Source organism: Sphingobium yanoikuyae, from assembly GCF_013001025.1.
GTDB classification, from domain to species: Bacteria; Pseudomonadota; Alphaproteobacteria; order Sphingomonadales; family Sphingomonadaceae; genus Sphingobium; species Sphingobium yanoikuyae_A.
Map to the genome: position 1 here is coordinate 139,516 of NZ_CP053023.1, position 13,539 is coordinate 153,054.

At 62.2% G+C, this 13,539-nt stretch carries 15 protein-coding genes, 1 pseudogene and 1 other annotated feature; of the genes and pseudogenes, 4 read left to right on the plus strand and 12 right to left on the minus strand.

The genetic code is table 11. The annotated features are described in order from the left end of the window. Positions 1 to 5: 5 nt before the first annotated feature. The 6 genes from HH800_RS27795 to HH800_RS27820 are packed head-to-tail and all read right to left on the minus strand — an operon-like array spanning position 6 to position 4,246. On the minus strand, positions 6 to 788 hold the full coding sequence (locus tag HH800_RS27795; RefSeq protein ID WP_169863519.1) for a sulfite exporter TauE/SafE family protein: 783 nt from the start codon (positions 786 to 788) through the stop codon (positions 6 to 8). Continuing rightward, positions 785 to 2,017, minus strand: a complete 1,233-nt coding sequence (locus HH800_RS27800; RefSeq protein ID WP_169863520.1) for an NAD(P)/FAD-dependent oxidoreductase — start codon at positions 2,015 to 2,017, stop codon at positions 785 to 787. The genes HH800_RS27795 and HH800_RS27800 overlap by 4 nt, the downstream gene beginning before the upstream one ends. Next, complete coding sequence (locus tag HH800_RS29540) at positions 2,014 to 2,448, minus strand: TIGR01244 family sulfur transferase (RefSeq protein WP_169863521.1); 435 nt, start codon at positions 2,446 to 2,448, stop codon at positions 2,014 to 2,016. The genes HH800_RS27800 and HH800_RS29540 overlap by 4 nt, the downstream gene beginning before the upstream one ends. A gap of 18 nt (positions 2,449 to 2,466) precedes the next feature. Beyond that, positions 2,467 to 2,892 (minus strand): DUF6691 family protein, encoded by a 426-nt coding sequence (locus HH800_RS27810; RefSeq protein ID WP_169863522.1) that lies wholly within the window; start codon positions 2,890 to 2,892, stop codon positions 2,467 to 2,469. Beyond that, positions 2,892 to 3,308: a YeeE/YedE family protein gene (locus HH800_RS27815; RefSeq protein WP_235682158.1), complete on the minus strand. Its 417-nt coding sequence runs from the start codon at positions 3,306 to 3,308 to the stop codon at positions 2,892 to 2,894. The genes HH800_RS27810 and HH800_RS27815 overlap by 1 nt, the downstream gene beginning before the upstream one ends. Positions 3,309 to 3,328: 20 nt before the next feature. After that, positions 3,329 to 4,246, minus strand: coding sequence for an MBL fold metallo-hydrolase (locus tag HH800_RS27820; protein WP_169863524.1), 918 nt, complete (start codon positions 4,244 to 4,246; stop codon positions 3,329 to 3,331). A gap of 84 nt (positions 4,247 to 4,330) precedes the next feature. On the opposite strand from HH800_RS27820, the gene HH800_RS27825 reads away from it, so the two are divergent. The 3 genes from HH800_RS27825 to HH800_RS27835 all read left to right on the plus strand — a co-directional run bounded on the left by HH800_RS27825 (position 4,331) and on the right by HH800_RS27835 (position 5,935). Beyond that, complete coding sequence (locus tag HH800_RS27825) at positions 4,331 to 4,954, plus strand: peroxiredoxin (protein ID WP_169863525.1); 624 nt, start codon at positions 4,331 to 4,333, stop codon at positions 4,952 to 4,954. Then, on the plus strand, positions 4,951 to 5,361 hold the full coding sequence (locus HH800_RS27830) for an ArsR/SmtB family transcription factor (RefSeq protein WP_169863526.1): 411 nt from the start codon (positions 4,951 to 4,953) through the stop codon (positions 5,359 to 5,361). Before HH800_RS27825 ends, HH800_RS27830 begins: the two co-directional genes overlap by 4 nt. A gap of 70 nt (positions 5,362 to 5,431) precedes the next feature. Further along, the gene (locus HH800_RS27835) at positions 5,432 to 5,935 is read left to right on the plus strand and encodes a DsrE family protein (RefSeq protein WP_169863527.1); all 504 of its coding nucleotides are present in this window, start codon (positions 5,432 to 5,434) and stop codon (positions 5,933 to 5,935) included. A 161-nt stretch (positions 5,936 to 6,096) separates the two neighbouring features. Here HH800_RS27835 and HH800_RS27840 read toward each other — a convergent pair whose 3' ends face one another. The 5 genes from HH800_RS27840 to HH800_RS27860 all read right to left on the minus strand — a co-directional run bounded on the left by HH800_RS27840 (position 6,097) and on the right by HH800_RS27860 (position 10,551). Beyond that, positions 6,097 to 7,416 (minus strand): transposase, encoded by a 1,320-nt coding sequence (locus HH800_RS27840; protein ID WP_235682159.1) that lies wholly within the window; start codon positions 7,414 to 7,416, stop codon positions 6,097 to 6,099. A gap of 229 nt (positions 7,417 to 7,645) precedes the next feature. Beyond that, positions 7,646 to 7,849 (minus strand): cold-shock protein, encoded by a 204-nt coding sequence (locus tag HH800_RS27845; RefSeq protein ID WP_169863529.1) that lies wholly within the window; start codon positions 7,847 to 7,849, stop codon positions 7,646 to 7,648. Positions 7,850 to 7,863: 14 nt separating this feature from the next. After that, complete coding sequence (locus tag HH800_RS27850; RefSeq protein ID WP_235682160.1) at positions 7,864 to 8,202, minus strand: TraR/DksA family transcriptional regulator; 339 nt, start codon at positions 8,200 to 8,202, stop codon at positions 7,864 to 7,866. A 1-nt stretch (position 8,203) separates the two neighbouring features. Beyond that, the gene (locus HH800_RS27855) at positions 8,204 to 9,055 is read right to left on the minus strand and encodes a universal stress protein (RefSeq protein WP_169863531.1); all 852 of its coding nucleotides are present in this window, start codon (positions 9,053 to 9,055) and stop codon (positions 8,204 to 8,206) included. A gap of 11 nt (positions 9,056 to 9,066) precedes the next feature. Further along, positions 9,067 to 10,551: a SulP family inorganic anion transporter gene (locus tag HH800_RS27860; RefSeq protein WP_169863532.1), complete on the minus strand. Its 1,485-nt coding sequence runs from the start codon at positions 10,549 to 10,551 to the stop codon at positions 9,067 to 9,069. Between the two features lie 89 nt (positions 10,552 to 10,640). Next, positions 10,641 to 10,694: a sequence feature (sul1 is cis-regulatory element that is thought to sense ions involved in sulfur or methionine metabolism; They are found in Alphaproteobacteria), on the minus strand. A 96-nt stretch (positions 10,695 to 10,790) separates the two neighbouring features. Between HH800_RS27860 and HH800_RS27865 the strand changes: the two are divergent. Next, a pseudogene (locus HH800_RS27865) lies at positions 10,791 to 11,501 on the plus strand (efflux RND transporter permease subunit); the annotation flags it as partial. Between the two features lie 28 nt (positions 11,502 to 11,529). Here HH800_RS27865 and HH800_RS27870 read toward each other — a convergent pair. Then, complete coding sequence (locus HH800_RS27870) at positions 11,530 to 13,428, minus strand: sigma-54-dependent Fis family transcriptional regulator (RefSeq protein WP_169863533.1); 1,899 nt, start codon at positions 13,426 to 13,428, stop codon at positions 11,530 to 11,532. Positions 13,429 to 13,539 lie beyond the last annotated feature (111 nt).

Sequence of the window (13,539 nt, forward strand, 5' to 3'; positions counted from 1 at the left end):
GCCCATCAGAGAAACGCGCCTGCGCTCTTCCAAAGCATATAGGCGGCCACTACGAAGATCAGCACCGCAAAGACCGTGCTGAGCATGTTGCCCGTGCCCAGACGCTTGGCAATCCGCGTGCCGATCAACCCGCCTGCAACGCCACCACCGATGAAGGCGAAAGCGAGCGGCCAGTCCACGAGCCCGGAAAACGCGTAGTTGGCAGCGGTCGTTAGCCCGAATGCGGTGACGGCGATCAACGACGTACCGACGGCGTTGAGGATCGGCATGCCCGTCGACCCGATGAGGCCTGGAACGATCAGAAAGCCGCCTCCGATGCCGAAGAAGCCTGAGAACAAGCCGGTCCCAAGGCCGTAGCCCAGCACCTTGGGTGCCTTCTCCCGGTTACATTCAGCGCCGGGATTACCTGCATCACCCCGCCCGCGCAGCATCTGGACGCCAACGACGACCATGACGAGCGCGAACAGAAAGAGCAGCTTGCCGCCATCGACGGCCTTGCCAACGGTGGACCCCAGCAGCGCACCGATGACGCCCGCTGTGGCATACATGCCCCCGCACCGCCATTTTACGGTATGAGCCTTGGCATGGCCGATCAGACCGGTCGCGGCATTGGCTGCAACGGCAAACGCGCTCGTGCCGATAGCAAGGTGCGCATCGGGTACGCGCACCAGATACACCATCAGCGGTACTGCAAGGATCGAGCCCCCGCCGCCTACGAGGCCAAGGGTAAATCCCACCAGGCTGCCCGAAAGGGCCCCGAGCAGATACTGGATTGGTTCGAGGATCATGCCGTCTTGCCGATCTCGTGTGGGGCGGCCATCCACTCGCGACCCTTCAGCATGCCCTGCCAGTAAATCGGGGGCAGCATTCGCTCTTTCAGGAACCAGGCGGCACGGGTCGGGCGCGTTCCGTCCAACAGCCATGACGGGAAGCTCGGCAGCAGTTTCCCGCCGTAACCGAACTCGGCGAGGACGATCTTGCCGCGTTCGACGGTGAGCGGGCATGAGCCGTAGCCGTTGTAGTCGGCAGCGGGGGGCTTGCCATCTAGCGCGGCCAGGGCGTTCACCGCGACGACGGGCGCTTGCATGCGGGCTGCCGCTGCCGTCTTCGCATTGCTGGTGCCAGCGGCGTCGCCGAGACTGAACACGTTGTCGTATCGCTTATGGCGCAGCGTGGCCTCGTCGACATCCACGAAGCCGTTTGCGACCGCGAGCGGACTCTTGGCGACGACCGTATGCGACACTTGGGGCGGAACGACGTGGAGAATGTCGAACGCGCGTTCGATCCGTTCGGCGACGCCGTCCTGCTTGCGCTCGAACGTGGCCACACGACGATCGCCATCGACCGCGACCAGATTGGATTCGAGCCTGAGGTCGATCCCATATTGCTCGATATATTCCATAAGCACCGGGACGTAGGTTGCGACCCCGAACAGGACGGCGCCGGCATTGTGGAATTCGACGTCGATTGCGGGAAGAACGCCGCTGTCGCGCCAGATGTCGCAGGAGAGATACATCGCCTTCTGTGGTGCGCCGGCGCACTTGATCGGCATAGGCGGCTGCGAGAACAGCGCCCGTCCCTGCCGCAACTCTTTGACGAGCCGGTAGGTGTACGATGCCAGATCGTAGCGATAGTTAGAGGTGACGCCGTTGCGGCCGAGGGCGTTAGGCAACCCGTCTATCTTCTCCCACGCCAGGCGCAGCCCGGGCGCGACGATTAGAATACGATAGGTCAGCATGCCTCCATCAGCGAGTTCGACCGTGTTGCGGTCGGGGTCGATGGTGAGCGCGGGCAACCGTATCCACTCGACGCCCTTCGGCATCACGTCGGCTTCGGCTTTGCGGGTCTGTTCGGGCGTAAAGACGCCAGCCCCGACCATTGTCCAACCGGGTTGGTAGTAGTGCTCCGTGGCGGGGTCGACGACTGCGATCGTTACCTTGGCGTTGCGCTTGAGAATGCTGGAGGCGGTCGCGATGCCGGCGGCACCGCCCCCTATGATGACGATGTCGTAGGTCATTGATCCGCCCTTTCGGAACGCCGCTTCAGCGCAGGCGTGAGATCGGCAAGGTCGTACCCCGCTGCCTTCGCCTGGCCGATGATTGTCGCCGGATCGGCGCGATCAGCCTCGGCCAACGCCCACAATGTCGCCGCGCGCGTCCCGCTACGGCAGAAGCCGAGCGTCGGCTGTGGCAGCGTGGCCAGCGCCGCCTTCATGCAATCCGCATCGGCGTCCGTCGCCTTGCCCGGTACGATCGGGACATGGGCGAACGCCAAACCGTGTTCGCCCGCCATCCGGGCCATTTCCTCCGCGCTTGGCTGGCCCGGCTCCTCGCCGTCCGGACGGCTTGAGATGATCGAGCGATATCCTGCCTTCGCGGCAGCGGCGAGGTCGTCTTGCGTCAGTTGGGGGGCGGCAGAGAAGGACGGGGTGATCTGCTTGAAAGCCATGTGACGTCTCCTGTCTAATCAGGCCGAACGGCGGGATGTGAATGCAAAGCGGTGGACGGCAGCGCCGAGCGCCATTGCGGCGATGAAGACCAGTGCCGGCAGAGGCTGGATCGCCAGTGCGGCAATGGCGGGACCTGGGCACAATCCGACCATGCCCCAGCCTATGCCGAACAAGGCCGCACCGCCGATGAGGCGCCAGTCGATCGGCGAGGTGGCGGACGTGTGGAATTGTTCGGCCGCAATCGGGGTCGAGCGACGCCGCACGACGAACCACGCTACCGCCATCGGCAGGATCGCGCCTGCCATGACGAACGCCAAGGTCGGGTCCCATGCGCCGGTGACATCGAGAAACGCCCGCACCCGCGCCGGATCGATCATTCCGGAGACGGCAAGGCCAGCGCCGAACAGCGTCCCGCTGACGAGTGAAATAGGGTTCTGGCGCATCACAGTACCACCCCGGACAGGCGCATGATCGTGACCGTGACGACGCCGGTCGCCACGAACGTGACGGTCGCTGCGATGGACCGGGGCGACAGGCGGGACAGGCCGCATACGCCGTGACCACTGGTGCACCCGGACCCGAGCCGCGTTCCGATACCGACGATCAGACCGGCGACGGCGATCAGCGAAAGCGATGTCGGAAAGCTGGCCTTCACGCCTAAACTGCCCGCTGCAATACCCGCGCCCAAAGGCAGACCCGCGGTGAAGAGCAGCGCAATTGCCCACGGTGGACCTCCATCCGTAAGGCCCAAAGCCCGCGCGAACATGCCGCTGACCCCGGCGATGCGGCCGTTCCCCAGGAGCATGATCGCCGCGGCGACACCGATCATCAGTCCGCCGATGAAGCCTTCGAGCGGCATGGCATGGGGAAAGCCTGGCATCACAGCGCATCCAGCGGAATCTTGAGATAGCGGGTGCCGTTGGCTTCCGGCTCCGGCAGATGACCACCGCGCATGTTCACCTGGATCGAGGGCAGGATGAGCTTGGGCATCGACAAGGTGGCGTCGCGACTGGTCCGCATCGCGACGAAGTCGTCTTCGCTGACCCCTTCGTGGACATGGACGTTGCCGACACGCTGTGCGCCTACAGTCGTCTCCCAGACATATTCGTCGCGGCCCACCGCCTTGTAGTCGTGGCAGAGGAACAGGCGCGTCTCGTCCGGCAGTTGCATGAGCCGGCGGATCGAGCGGAAAAGCTGGCGTGCGTCGCCACCAGGGAAGTCTGCCCGCGCGGTGCCGTAATCGGGCATGAAGAGCGTATCGCCGGTGAAGACCGCGTCACCGATGGCATAGGCCATGTCTGCCGGCGTATGGCCGGGCACGTGCAGCGCAATGGCGTCGATGTTGCCGATGGCAAAGCGTTCACCGTCCTCGAAAAGCCGGTCGAACTCGGAGCCATCGCGCTCAAAGTCTGTGCCGACGTTGAAGATTTTGCCAAAGACGTTCTGGACCCGGATGATCTCACGACCGATCGCGAGCTGCCCGCCAAGAGCCTGCTGTAGATAGGGTGCTGCGGACAGGTGATCAGCGTGAGCATGGGTTTCCAGCAGCCAATCGACCGTCAGACCCTGATCCCGCACATAAGCGATCACCGCATCCGCCGACGCGGTTTTGGTCCGACCCGCCGCAGCGTCGAAATCGAGGACGCTGTCGATGATCGCAGCCTTTTTCGTTGCCGTGTCCCAAACGACATAGGTCGCGGTGTTGGTGGGCTCATCAAAGAAGGACTGAACGACCGGCGATCCGGCTGTTTTTGCGCGTCTGATCTGGGCGGTGGCTTCGTTCAGAACCGATTGCATGACCATCTCCGTTTATTGATTTCATGATTTATGTAGTCATGTAATTGTATTGCGTCAACGGGGTACCTGTGCCATTTGGGAGGAATGGAAATGATGGATGCAAACATATCGCGCTCGCTGCGCATCGGGGATGCAGCCCCGAACTTCACCGCCCGCACCACGCAGGGCGAGATTGCGCTCGATCAGTATCGTGGTCGCTGGGTCGTGTTTTTCTCGCACCCTGCCGACTTCACCCCGGTTTGCACAAGCGAGTTCGTAGCATTGGCCAAAGCTGCACCCAGGTTCGAGGAGTTGGACTGCGTGTTGCTTGGGCTGTCGGTCGACAGCCTCTACTCGCACGTGGCCTGGCTACGCGCGATCAAAGACGTCTTCGGTGTAGAGGTGCCATTTCCGGTTATCGAGGACCCCTCGCTGGCGGTGGGCTATGCTTACGGTATGCTCGACGAGCAGGCCGGCGATGCCTCAACCGTGCGCGCGACCTACTTCATCGACCCTGAGGGCATCATCCGCGCGCTTAGCTGGTATCCGATGAATGTTGGTCGGTCGGTCGACGAGATGCTGCGCACGGTAAGGGCATTGCAGCGTTCAGCTGATGGCGAGGCTTACACGCCCGCTGACTGGCAGCCGGGCGACGACGTGCTTCTGCCTCCTGCCTTGCCGGGCAGCGCGGGAGCCGACTGGTTTCACCAGACGAAGGCCGACCGGTGACGGCAATCCACCAGTCCCGCGCGCTTGCTGACGTCGCGGTCGAAAAGCTGCGTGTGTTCGCGCAGCCGCAGCGGCTTATGATCCTGTCCTATCTGTTGGGCGGCGAACGCCAGGTGGCGGACATCGAGGCTGCCACTGGCGTGACGCAACCGGCGCTCAGCCAGCAGCTTGCCGAACTGCGACGCGCCGATCTGGTGAAGACCAGGCGTGAGGCGAAGCAGGTTCACTACCGTCTTGCGAACGATGCAGCCGCACTGTGCGTGCGCACCCTGGAAGCGATGTTCGGAGGCGACGATCTGTTGGCTCCCCATACAGCCCCGGCCCCCCGCCCAGTGCGACCGCGCGAGACGCCTTCCGTGATCCGACCGCAAAACATCGGTGCGGCCGTTTTTGCGAGAGTTGGCTGATCATTTCGGCTGAAGAGGGAAAACGCGGATGCGGATGCCAATCATTGCTGTTGCAGGATGCTTGTCACTCATGAGCAGCGTCAGTGCTTCAGCCGGCGTGCCTCGGCAGGCGGTGGTACCGGGCTATGGCGCGATCACACCCGTCGAAGGTGCTGCGGAACGCCCTGATCGCAAGTTGCGCTATCGCGTGCTGTTCAATGTGACCAAGGCCGCGGCAACGCCCGATAAAATCAATCCAACGCTGGACAAGGTGGCGCGCTTCCTGAACCTCCTTGGAGCAGACGAAGTAAGGCCGCTACCGGGAGACGTGATCGTGATCGTCCATGGCCCGGCAACGCCGATCGTTGTCGAGGACGACGCCTATGCTACGATGACCGGCAGCGCATCGAACCCGAACCTCGCTTTGATAGGCGCGCTGAAGCGCGCGGGTGTGTCCATTAGGGTGTGCAGCCAGGCACTGGTCGGAAACACGATTGACCCCGCTACGGTCGAGCAGGGCATCGAGATCGACGTATCTGCACTAGCGACAATGGCGACATTGCAATTACGCGGATGGGCGCTGATCCCAGATTGATCGTGCCGCCGAGTTCCCGTTTCACCATCAATTATAGGACAACGGCGAGAGGATGACGGCAATCAGGTGTTTTCGGACGCCTGAGCGGGGCCGTTGGCGCCTCGCGTGTATCTGGTCAGTTCATTGCACCGGCCACCGTCTACTCACTGGCGGGATCAGCATCAAAAGATAGCGGCGGCTTTGGCTTGCTCGAACCGTCCACGGCTGACTTCTGCCATATGGTTGATGCGTTCAGAAGCGGGTGGGGGGAAGCGCTTACGGGCGGGTTGATTGGTTGGGCGCGCGAGTAGCACGAGGTTAGAAACCGCAGCGCCTAACAGGAACTCCTCCTCAGCACCGCGAAGGCCCCGGAGGTGGAGCCTCGTCAGACCGCGCTTGCCTTTCGCGTCGGCGAACAGGCGCTCCACGCCTCGACGCAGACGCATCGACCGCTGGAAAAGCGGGGTCTGCATTTCGCTACGTACCAGATCGCGCACATCTTCATGTTCGCTGTGGGTCACTGACCGGTTGTTTGCGGATGTGCATTGCCGTTTCAGCCGGCAGTTCTGGCAGTCGAGGGTACTGGCGCTATACCGGAGGCATCCAACCTGGCGATGGGTGCCACGATAACGGAGCAGCTTACCCGCTGGGCAAACATAGTGGTCCCGCTCTGAATCGTAGCTGAAGGCTTCGCGCGGAAACTTGCCGTTCGTCTGCTCTGATCGTTCCATCACCGGGATATGTGGAACCGAGCCGCGATCGTTTACGAAAGCCAGAAACGCGCCGCTGCCATAAGCTGTATCGGCTGCGACACGCTTGGGCTGATAGTCGAAGCAGTCGCCCGCGCGGGCGAGCATGATACGTGCCGCATCCACTTCTGCAGCGAAGCGGGCGGGACTGGCTTCCACCTCCACGGCGACGCCTCCTGGGGTATCGATCAGCACGTTGAAAGCGTAGCCGAACCGGCCTCGCGCCGTGCGTGCTGACCATGCCGCTCCTGGATCAGTACGCGAGATCGCTGCGGGCTTGCCACGCGGCGCGCCATGCTCCTGTGCGGGCGCAATGGCTTCGTCGGCAAGCCACTCCCGCACAGGCCTAGTAAGTCGCACCCCGGCAATGTCGCCATCGCCCATTTTGCGCTGCCAACTTGCATCGGCCGCGATGAACGAGGCGTCGATCGCGGCATCCTTGCGTGCGACCAGCCCTGCCGCCACGCACCGCCTCACTGTCTGCTCGAATAGCAGACGGAAGACGTTCGCATCGCGGAAACGCCCATGGCGGTTTTTGCTAAAAGTCGAGTGATTGGGCACGCTTGCATCGAGTGGAAGCCGGCAAAACCAGCGATAGGCCAAGTTGAACCTAACTTCCTCGCAAAGCCGTCGCTCCGATGTAATGCCATACAGGCGTCCGATCAGGGCCATGCGGATAAGCAGGTCCGGCGCGACAGAGGGCCGGCCCCGTGCGCTGTAATGCGACGCTAGCGCAGCACGCAGTTCGCTCATGTCCAGAAGCCGGTCAATCCGACGTAGGACGTGATCCTTAGGAAGCATGGCTCCAAGCGCTCGCCAGCTTGCCGCCCTGCCGCCCTGGTGCTGCGCTCCCATCATGGCTACCGCTCCTATCCTCGTGGATCTGAAACTTACGGCCACCTTGTTCAGTCCCGCTACTCTGCGCCTTTTTCAACAGCCTCGGTGGTTTAGTTTACAGACAACCGTTTTGTGGTCCTGATAATCATATCGCAGTGAGATTGACGGCGACTTGCTTTCCTCGATCTTCAGCCAGATCGAAGGCCCAGCGCTGACCCTTTTCGAGATCAGCATACCCGGCTTCCAGCACGGCAGTTACATGCACAAATACCTTGGGCTGCTTGTCGTCGCGGGAAATGAAACCAAATCCGCGATCCCGGTCCACATATCTGACCGTGCCAGTGGGCATGATCCTCTCCACTTCTATTTCTGACGGGCGCACTCGATACAGCTCGTCACCGAGGGAAGGTTGACCAGGCGGGCTTCGGCGATCTCCTCGCCGCAGGTGACGCAATAGCCGAACTCGCCCTCTTCGATCCGGCGCAAGGCAGCGTCGATAGCTTCACGCTCACTTTCGCGGCGACGTTGCTGGGCAAGCGCCATGGCCTGCACCTGCATGGCGTCGATCCGCGACAGTCGGCCTACGCTGTCCTGTTCGAGCGTAACCGGCGCGCGGCCCTCTTTCGACATTTCCTCCTGGGCGAGGAGCATCTGCTTCAACAGCAGCAGCTTCTCGCGGAAAAGGTCGAGGTCGAGCGCCACGTCAACGCACCAGCAGCACCGGCACATGAACCGTGCGAATGAGCGTCGTCGTGGTGCTGCCGACAATCAGGGTACGAAGGGGCGAATGCCCATAAGCTCCCATGACCAGCAGCGCGTCCGGGGTCTTGCCAACCACCTCGGCAATGGCATCCTCGGGCTTGCCTTGCACGACCGTCAATTCGACAGACCGGCCACCGGCCAGGGCAGCACCCGCGTTATCCAGCAGCTTGCGATGCTTTTCGTCATCAGGACCGACTGTGACGACATGGACCGGTAGACCGTCGAATAGGGGTGAGTTGGCGACCCGCTCCAGCGCACGATCGGCGGCCTTGCTGCCATCATAGGCAAGGATGACCGATTGCGGTTCCGCGACCGCCCTGGACGCGATCAGCACGGGCTTGGCGCTGGCGCGCACGACCCGTTCGATCTTCGACCCGATATGATCGGATGCGAACTCATGGCTGGCTCCGCGTTTGCCAATGACAATGACGCGGGCATCGCTTTCGTGCTCCAGGATCGTTTCCACGATGCCACCATGGCGGTGCAGGGGGGCAATCGCTTTCGCACCGTCAGCCTGGAGGCGCTCAGCCATCGTCGCAAGCAAGATGCGGCCACGCTCGACCTGAAGCCTGGCATCGGCCTCTTCCAGTTTCGTCAGTTCTTCGAGAAGGTCAGTCCTGGCTCCTAGGCCGATAGCACCGCTCAAATCATGCCGCTCTGCCACGGCATCCTTGCGCTGCACGACATGGAGCAGCTCAATCGGCAGATCGAGTCGCTTGGACGCCCAGGCAGCGAGATCACAGACGCTGGCCGCATAGGCCGAGGCGTCGATACAGGCGAGTATCTTGGTCATGGCGTCTCTCCTCAATGCGCGCCGAGCTGCGCTTCAGCACCCGGCTTGTCGTGAATGGCATAGCGTTCGACCATCGAGGCGCTGGCGTCGTTGAGGCCAACCACCTCAACCGCTGTGCCTTCGCGACGGAATTTCAGGATCGCCTTGTCGAGTGTGCCAATCGCCGAAATGTCCCAGAAATGCGCGTTGCTCACGTCGATTACGACACGATCGAGCACTTCCTTGTAATCGAAAGCGGACGTGAAGCTGTCCGAGGAGGCGAAGAACACCTGACCGGCAACACGATAGGTGCGTGCATTGCCATCGGCCGAAAGCTCAGACGCGACGGTGAAGAGGCGTTTGACCTTGCTGGCGAAGAACAGGCCGGACAGGATTACGCCCGCCAACACGCCTTGCGCCAGGTCATGCGTCCATACGACGATGACGACGGTGGCGACCATGACCACCGAGGATTGCCATGGATTGGTGCGGAGATCCTTGATCGAGCGCCAACTAAATGTGCCGATCGACACCATAATCATCACCGCGACCAGCGAAGGCATCGGAATCTGCGCCACCAGTGGGCCAAGCACCACGATCAGGAATAGCAGGAACACGCCCGATACGAAGGTGGACAGCCGGGTTGAGCCGCCTGACTTCACGTTGATGACCGACTGGCCGATCATCGCGCAGCCGCCCATGCCGCCGAGGAATCCGGTCGCGAAATTGGCGATGCCCTGGCCCTTCATCTCACGGCGCTTGTCTGATCCGGTGTCGGTCAGGTCATCCACGATCTGCGCTGTCATCATCGATTCCAGCAGACCAACGGCCGCCATCGTGAGCGAGAAGGGCAGGATGATTTGCAGCGTCTCCAGCGTGAAAGGCACGTTGGGGATGAGGAAAGCAGGCAGCGATGATGGCAGTTTGCCCATGTCCCCGACTGTGTTGACGTTCAGCCCGCCATAGATCGAGAGGACCGTCAGGATTACGATCGCGACCAGCGGCGAAGGCACTGCCTTGGTGATGCGTGGGAACAGGTAGATGATGGCAAGGCCGCCAGCGACCATCGCATATGTCACCCAGGTCACGCCCGTCAGTTGTGGTAGCTGGGCGATGAAAATCAGGATCGCCAGCGCATTGACGAAGCCGGTAATCACCGACCGCGACACATACTGCATCAGCATGTCGAGCCGGAGGAATCCGGCAATGACCTGAATCACGCCCATGAGGATCGTGGCGGCGAACAGATATTCGACGCCATGGTCGCGGATCAGTGGAAGCACCAGCACCGCAATGGCGGCTGTGGCAGCGGAAATCATGCCGGGGCGACCGCCGACAAGGGCGGTGATGACGGCAATGGAGAAGGAGGCATAAAGGCCGACGCGCGGATCGACGCCTGCGATGATCGAGAAGCCGATGGCTTCGGGGATCAGCGCCAATGCAACGACGATACCCGCAAGTATGTCCGCACGCGGATTTGCGAGCCATTCGCGTTTCAGCGAGGCAAAAGATGTCATTCAGGAACCTACAGATTGGCTAGCGGGGCATCGCGCCTATGCGCGGAAACGCTCAGAACTCGGAAAAGCGAAGCCCTAATTTCGCTAGTGGTTATCCCGGGGATAGGCGCCGGGCCGAGCCACCCGGCAATGCCGGGTCCAATGAAGGTCTCGCACTTACTCGAAAGTTCGATCAGATTGCAAGGACAAGAAACCACCTGATTAAGGTGCATCAAAGCTTGGCCCGCAATTCCCTCTCGCGCATCGTCGAAGGACCGAACCAGATCGGTCGGGAAAATGGCAAGAGGCGCGTCGTGGTGCAGGCCAATGTCCGCGGCCGCGACGTCGGCAGCGTGGTCGCAGATGCACAGGCCAGCATCGCCGCCGGGTTGCGATTGCCGCCGGGCAGCTACCTGGAATGGGGCGGGCAGTTTGAAAATCTGAAATCGGCCAGCGAACGGTTGAAGCTGGTCGTGCCGGCCTGTTTCGTCCTGATCCTGCTGCTGCTCTATGGGGCGCTGGGCAATGTGCGCGATGCGGCGATCGTATTTACCGGCGTGCCGTTCGCGCTGGTCGGCGGGGTGATGCTGTTGTTCGTGCGGGGGATGGATTTTTCCGTTTCGGCGGCGGTCGGCTTCATCGCGTTATCGGGCATAGCGGTGCTGAACGGGCTGGTCATGGTCAGCGCCATTCAGGCGATGATCCACACAGGGATGGATCGGGCCGAGGCGGCTCGCGCAGGGGCGATGCAGCGCCTGCGCCCCGTCGCGATGACCGCGCTGGTGGCCAGTCTGGGCTTTGTGCCGATGGCGTTCGCCAGCGGATCGGGCGCGGAAGTGCAAAAACCGTTGGCGACCGTCGTCATCGGCGGGCTGATTTCCGCCACGCTGCTGACGCTGTTCGTGCTGCCGACACTCTATGCCCGGTTCGGGCATAGGAGCATGAGAAAGCCGGTCGATGCGTTGACCTGAATTGGGAAAGGGGCGGCGTCCTGATCGTTCAGGCGCCGTCCTCCCCCCTGCCCATCACCTGATCCCGGATCGCCGATCGGCTGAGATTATGGTGCAGTATCTTGCGATACAGGGTCGATCGCGACAGGCCCAGCATGGTGCTGGCGATCGACATATTGCCAGCCGCCATGGCGATGGCATTGGCAATCTGTTCCCGCTCTTCCAAACCGTTGGCAGACGGCGATACGGCCGGTACGACCTGCGCCGATTTCAGATCATCGGGCAGGCAATGTTCGTCGGCCACATCATCGGTCGCCAGCAAACTCGCCGTTTCGACGACATTGCGCAATTCGCGGACATTGCCCGGCCAGTCATGGGCATGGAGGATAGCCAGCGCCCGATCCGTGAAGCGGACTGGCGCATGCGCGTAACGCCGCGCGCAATCGGCAGCGAAACGCGCCAGCAGCAGATCGATGTCGCCGCCCCGATCCCGCAGCGGCGGAACGGTGACGGAAGCGACGGCCAGCCGGTGCAACAGATCGCGACGGAAACGCCCGGCGGCAACCTCTGCATGCAAATCGCGATTGGTCATGGCGATCACGCGCACATCCACGCGGCGTACATCCCCTTCACCGATACGGGAGACGACACCTTCCTCCAGCACACGCAGCAGATAGGGTTGCAGGTCCAGCGCCAGTTCACCGATCTCATCAAGGCAGAGCGTACCACCATGGGCGAGTTCGAAACGGCCCGGCCGCCCCTCATTCGACGCGCCAGTGAAAGCACCACGCGCATAGCCGAACAATTCGCTGGCAATCATCTCGCGATTGGCGGCGCCACAGTTGAACATGACCAGCGGTCCGGCCGCATTGGGGCCACGACCATGGAAGGCACGCGCAAACAACTCTTTGCCGACGCCGGTTTCACCCTGAATGAGCATGGGCACAGGCGACGGGGCGAGTTTCTGCGCACGGGCAATCGATGCCTTCATCGACGGACTGTTACCAACGATGGCGGTAAAGTCGCAACGGTCGGGATCGCTTTCATCACCATGGCGGCGTGTCGGCACGGAACGGTGGGTGGCAAGCGAAGATGCGGAAGATCGCGCCGGTTCGGCGGTCGGGATCACCACCATGAAGCCGTTCAGCCCGCCATCCACCTCGATCGGTCGAATCCAGTCATTGGGAATTTCGCGCGGCAGTCCCGCAACATCAAATGCGCGCTGGCCGGGCCGGGCGCTGACCATCCGCACACCCAGCCGGTCACGCAACATGCGGGCCGCCTGAGACGAAGCATAGGCCAGACGACCATGTTCATCAACCGCCAGCAGACCGTCACGATGATAATGGCGCCCCTGTTCCAGCGCCACTTCGAGAAGGCGGGCGCGGAACTGATCCGCTTCGTGCATCATCGCCATTTCGATACGACGTGCGCCCAGCACAGCCAATGCGAACATCTGGCCGTTGGCGGCGCTGCTGCGCGCCGAAATGTTGAGGACACCAGCGACCGAACCATCGCCGGGGTGGATGATGGGCGCCGCCGCACAGCTCCATTTCTTCATCGGTTCGCAATAATGCTCACCGGCATGGACCATCATCGGCCGCGCCGTCGCGATGGCAACGCCAATGCCGTTGGTTCCGGCAGCCCCTTCGCGCCAGTCCCCGCCACGACAGAGCGCAATGTCGGTGCCGGCGCGCAGCGTCTGATTATCGCCCATGCCGTCCAGCACGATACCTGCCGGATCGGTGATCAACATCATGGCGTCGGTGCCGGTCAATATGTCGGCCGCCTCCGCCAATGTTTCGGCCGAGGCGCGCAGCAGCGGGCGATGTTCACGCCGTCGGGAATCGAGAAAATCGAGGGCCAGTTGCGGCGCGAAGGCGGTCGAAATGCCGACATCCGAAGCCCGGCACCGTTCCCAGCTATCCAATATGGGATTGCGCGCCAACAAACTGTCCCGCGGGGCGCCGGACAAAAAACCCTCCCACGCACAATCCAGTTCGCTCGGGCTTTGTACGAACACGCTCGCCAGCGCGGATGATGGACTTTGCAGATCCAT

Coding starts and splice junctions, on each gene's coding strand:
- HH800_RS27795 (WP_169863519.1), bottom strand. CDS start 788: ATGATCCTCGAACCAATCCAGTATCTGCTCGGGGCCCTTTCGGGCAGC.
- HH800_RS27800 (WP_169863520.1), bottom strand. CDS start 2,017: ATGACCTACGACATCGTCATCATAGGGGGCGGTGCCGCCGGCATCGCG.
- HH800_RS29540 (WP_169863521.1), bottom strand. CDS start 2,448: ATGGCTTTCAAGCAGATCACCCCGTCCTTCTCTGCCGCCCCCCAACTG.
- HH800_RS27810 (WP_169863522.1), bottom strand. CDS start 2,892: ATGCGCCAGAACCCTATTTCACTCGTCAGCGGGACGCTGTTCGGCGCT.
- HH800_RS27815 (WP_235682158.1), bottom strand. CDS start 3,308: ATGCCGCTCGAAGGCTTCATCGGCGGACTGATGATCGGTGTCGCCGCG.
- HH800_RS27820 (WP_169863524.1), bottom strand. CDS start 4,246: ATGCAATCGGTTCTGAACGAAGCCACCGCCCAGATCAGACGCGCAAAA.
- HH800_RS27825 (WP_169863525.1), top strand. CDS start 4,331: ATGGAAATGATGGATGCAAACATATCGCGCTCGCTGCGCATCGGGGAT.
- HH800_RS27835 (WP_169863527.1), top strand. CDS start 5,432: ATGAGCAGCGTCAGTGCTTCAGCCGGCGTGCCTCGGCAGGCGGTGGTA.
- HH800_RS27840 (WP_235682159.1), bottom strand. CDS start 7,416: ATGAGCGAACTGCGTGCTGCGCTAGCGTCGCATTACAGCGCACGGGGC.
- HH800_RS27845 (WP_169863529.1), bottom strand. CDS start 7,849: ATGCCCACTGGCACGGTCAGATATGTGGACCGGGATCGCGGATTTGGT.
- HH800_RS27855 (WP_169863531.1), bottom strand. CDS start 9,055: ATGACCAAGATACTCGCCTGTATCGACGCCTCGGCCTATGCGGCCAGC.
- HH800_RS27860 (WP_169863532.1), bottom strand. CDS start 10,551: ATGACATCTTTTGCCTCGCTGAAACGCGAATGGCTCGCAAATCCGCGT.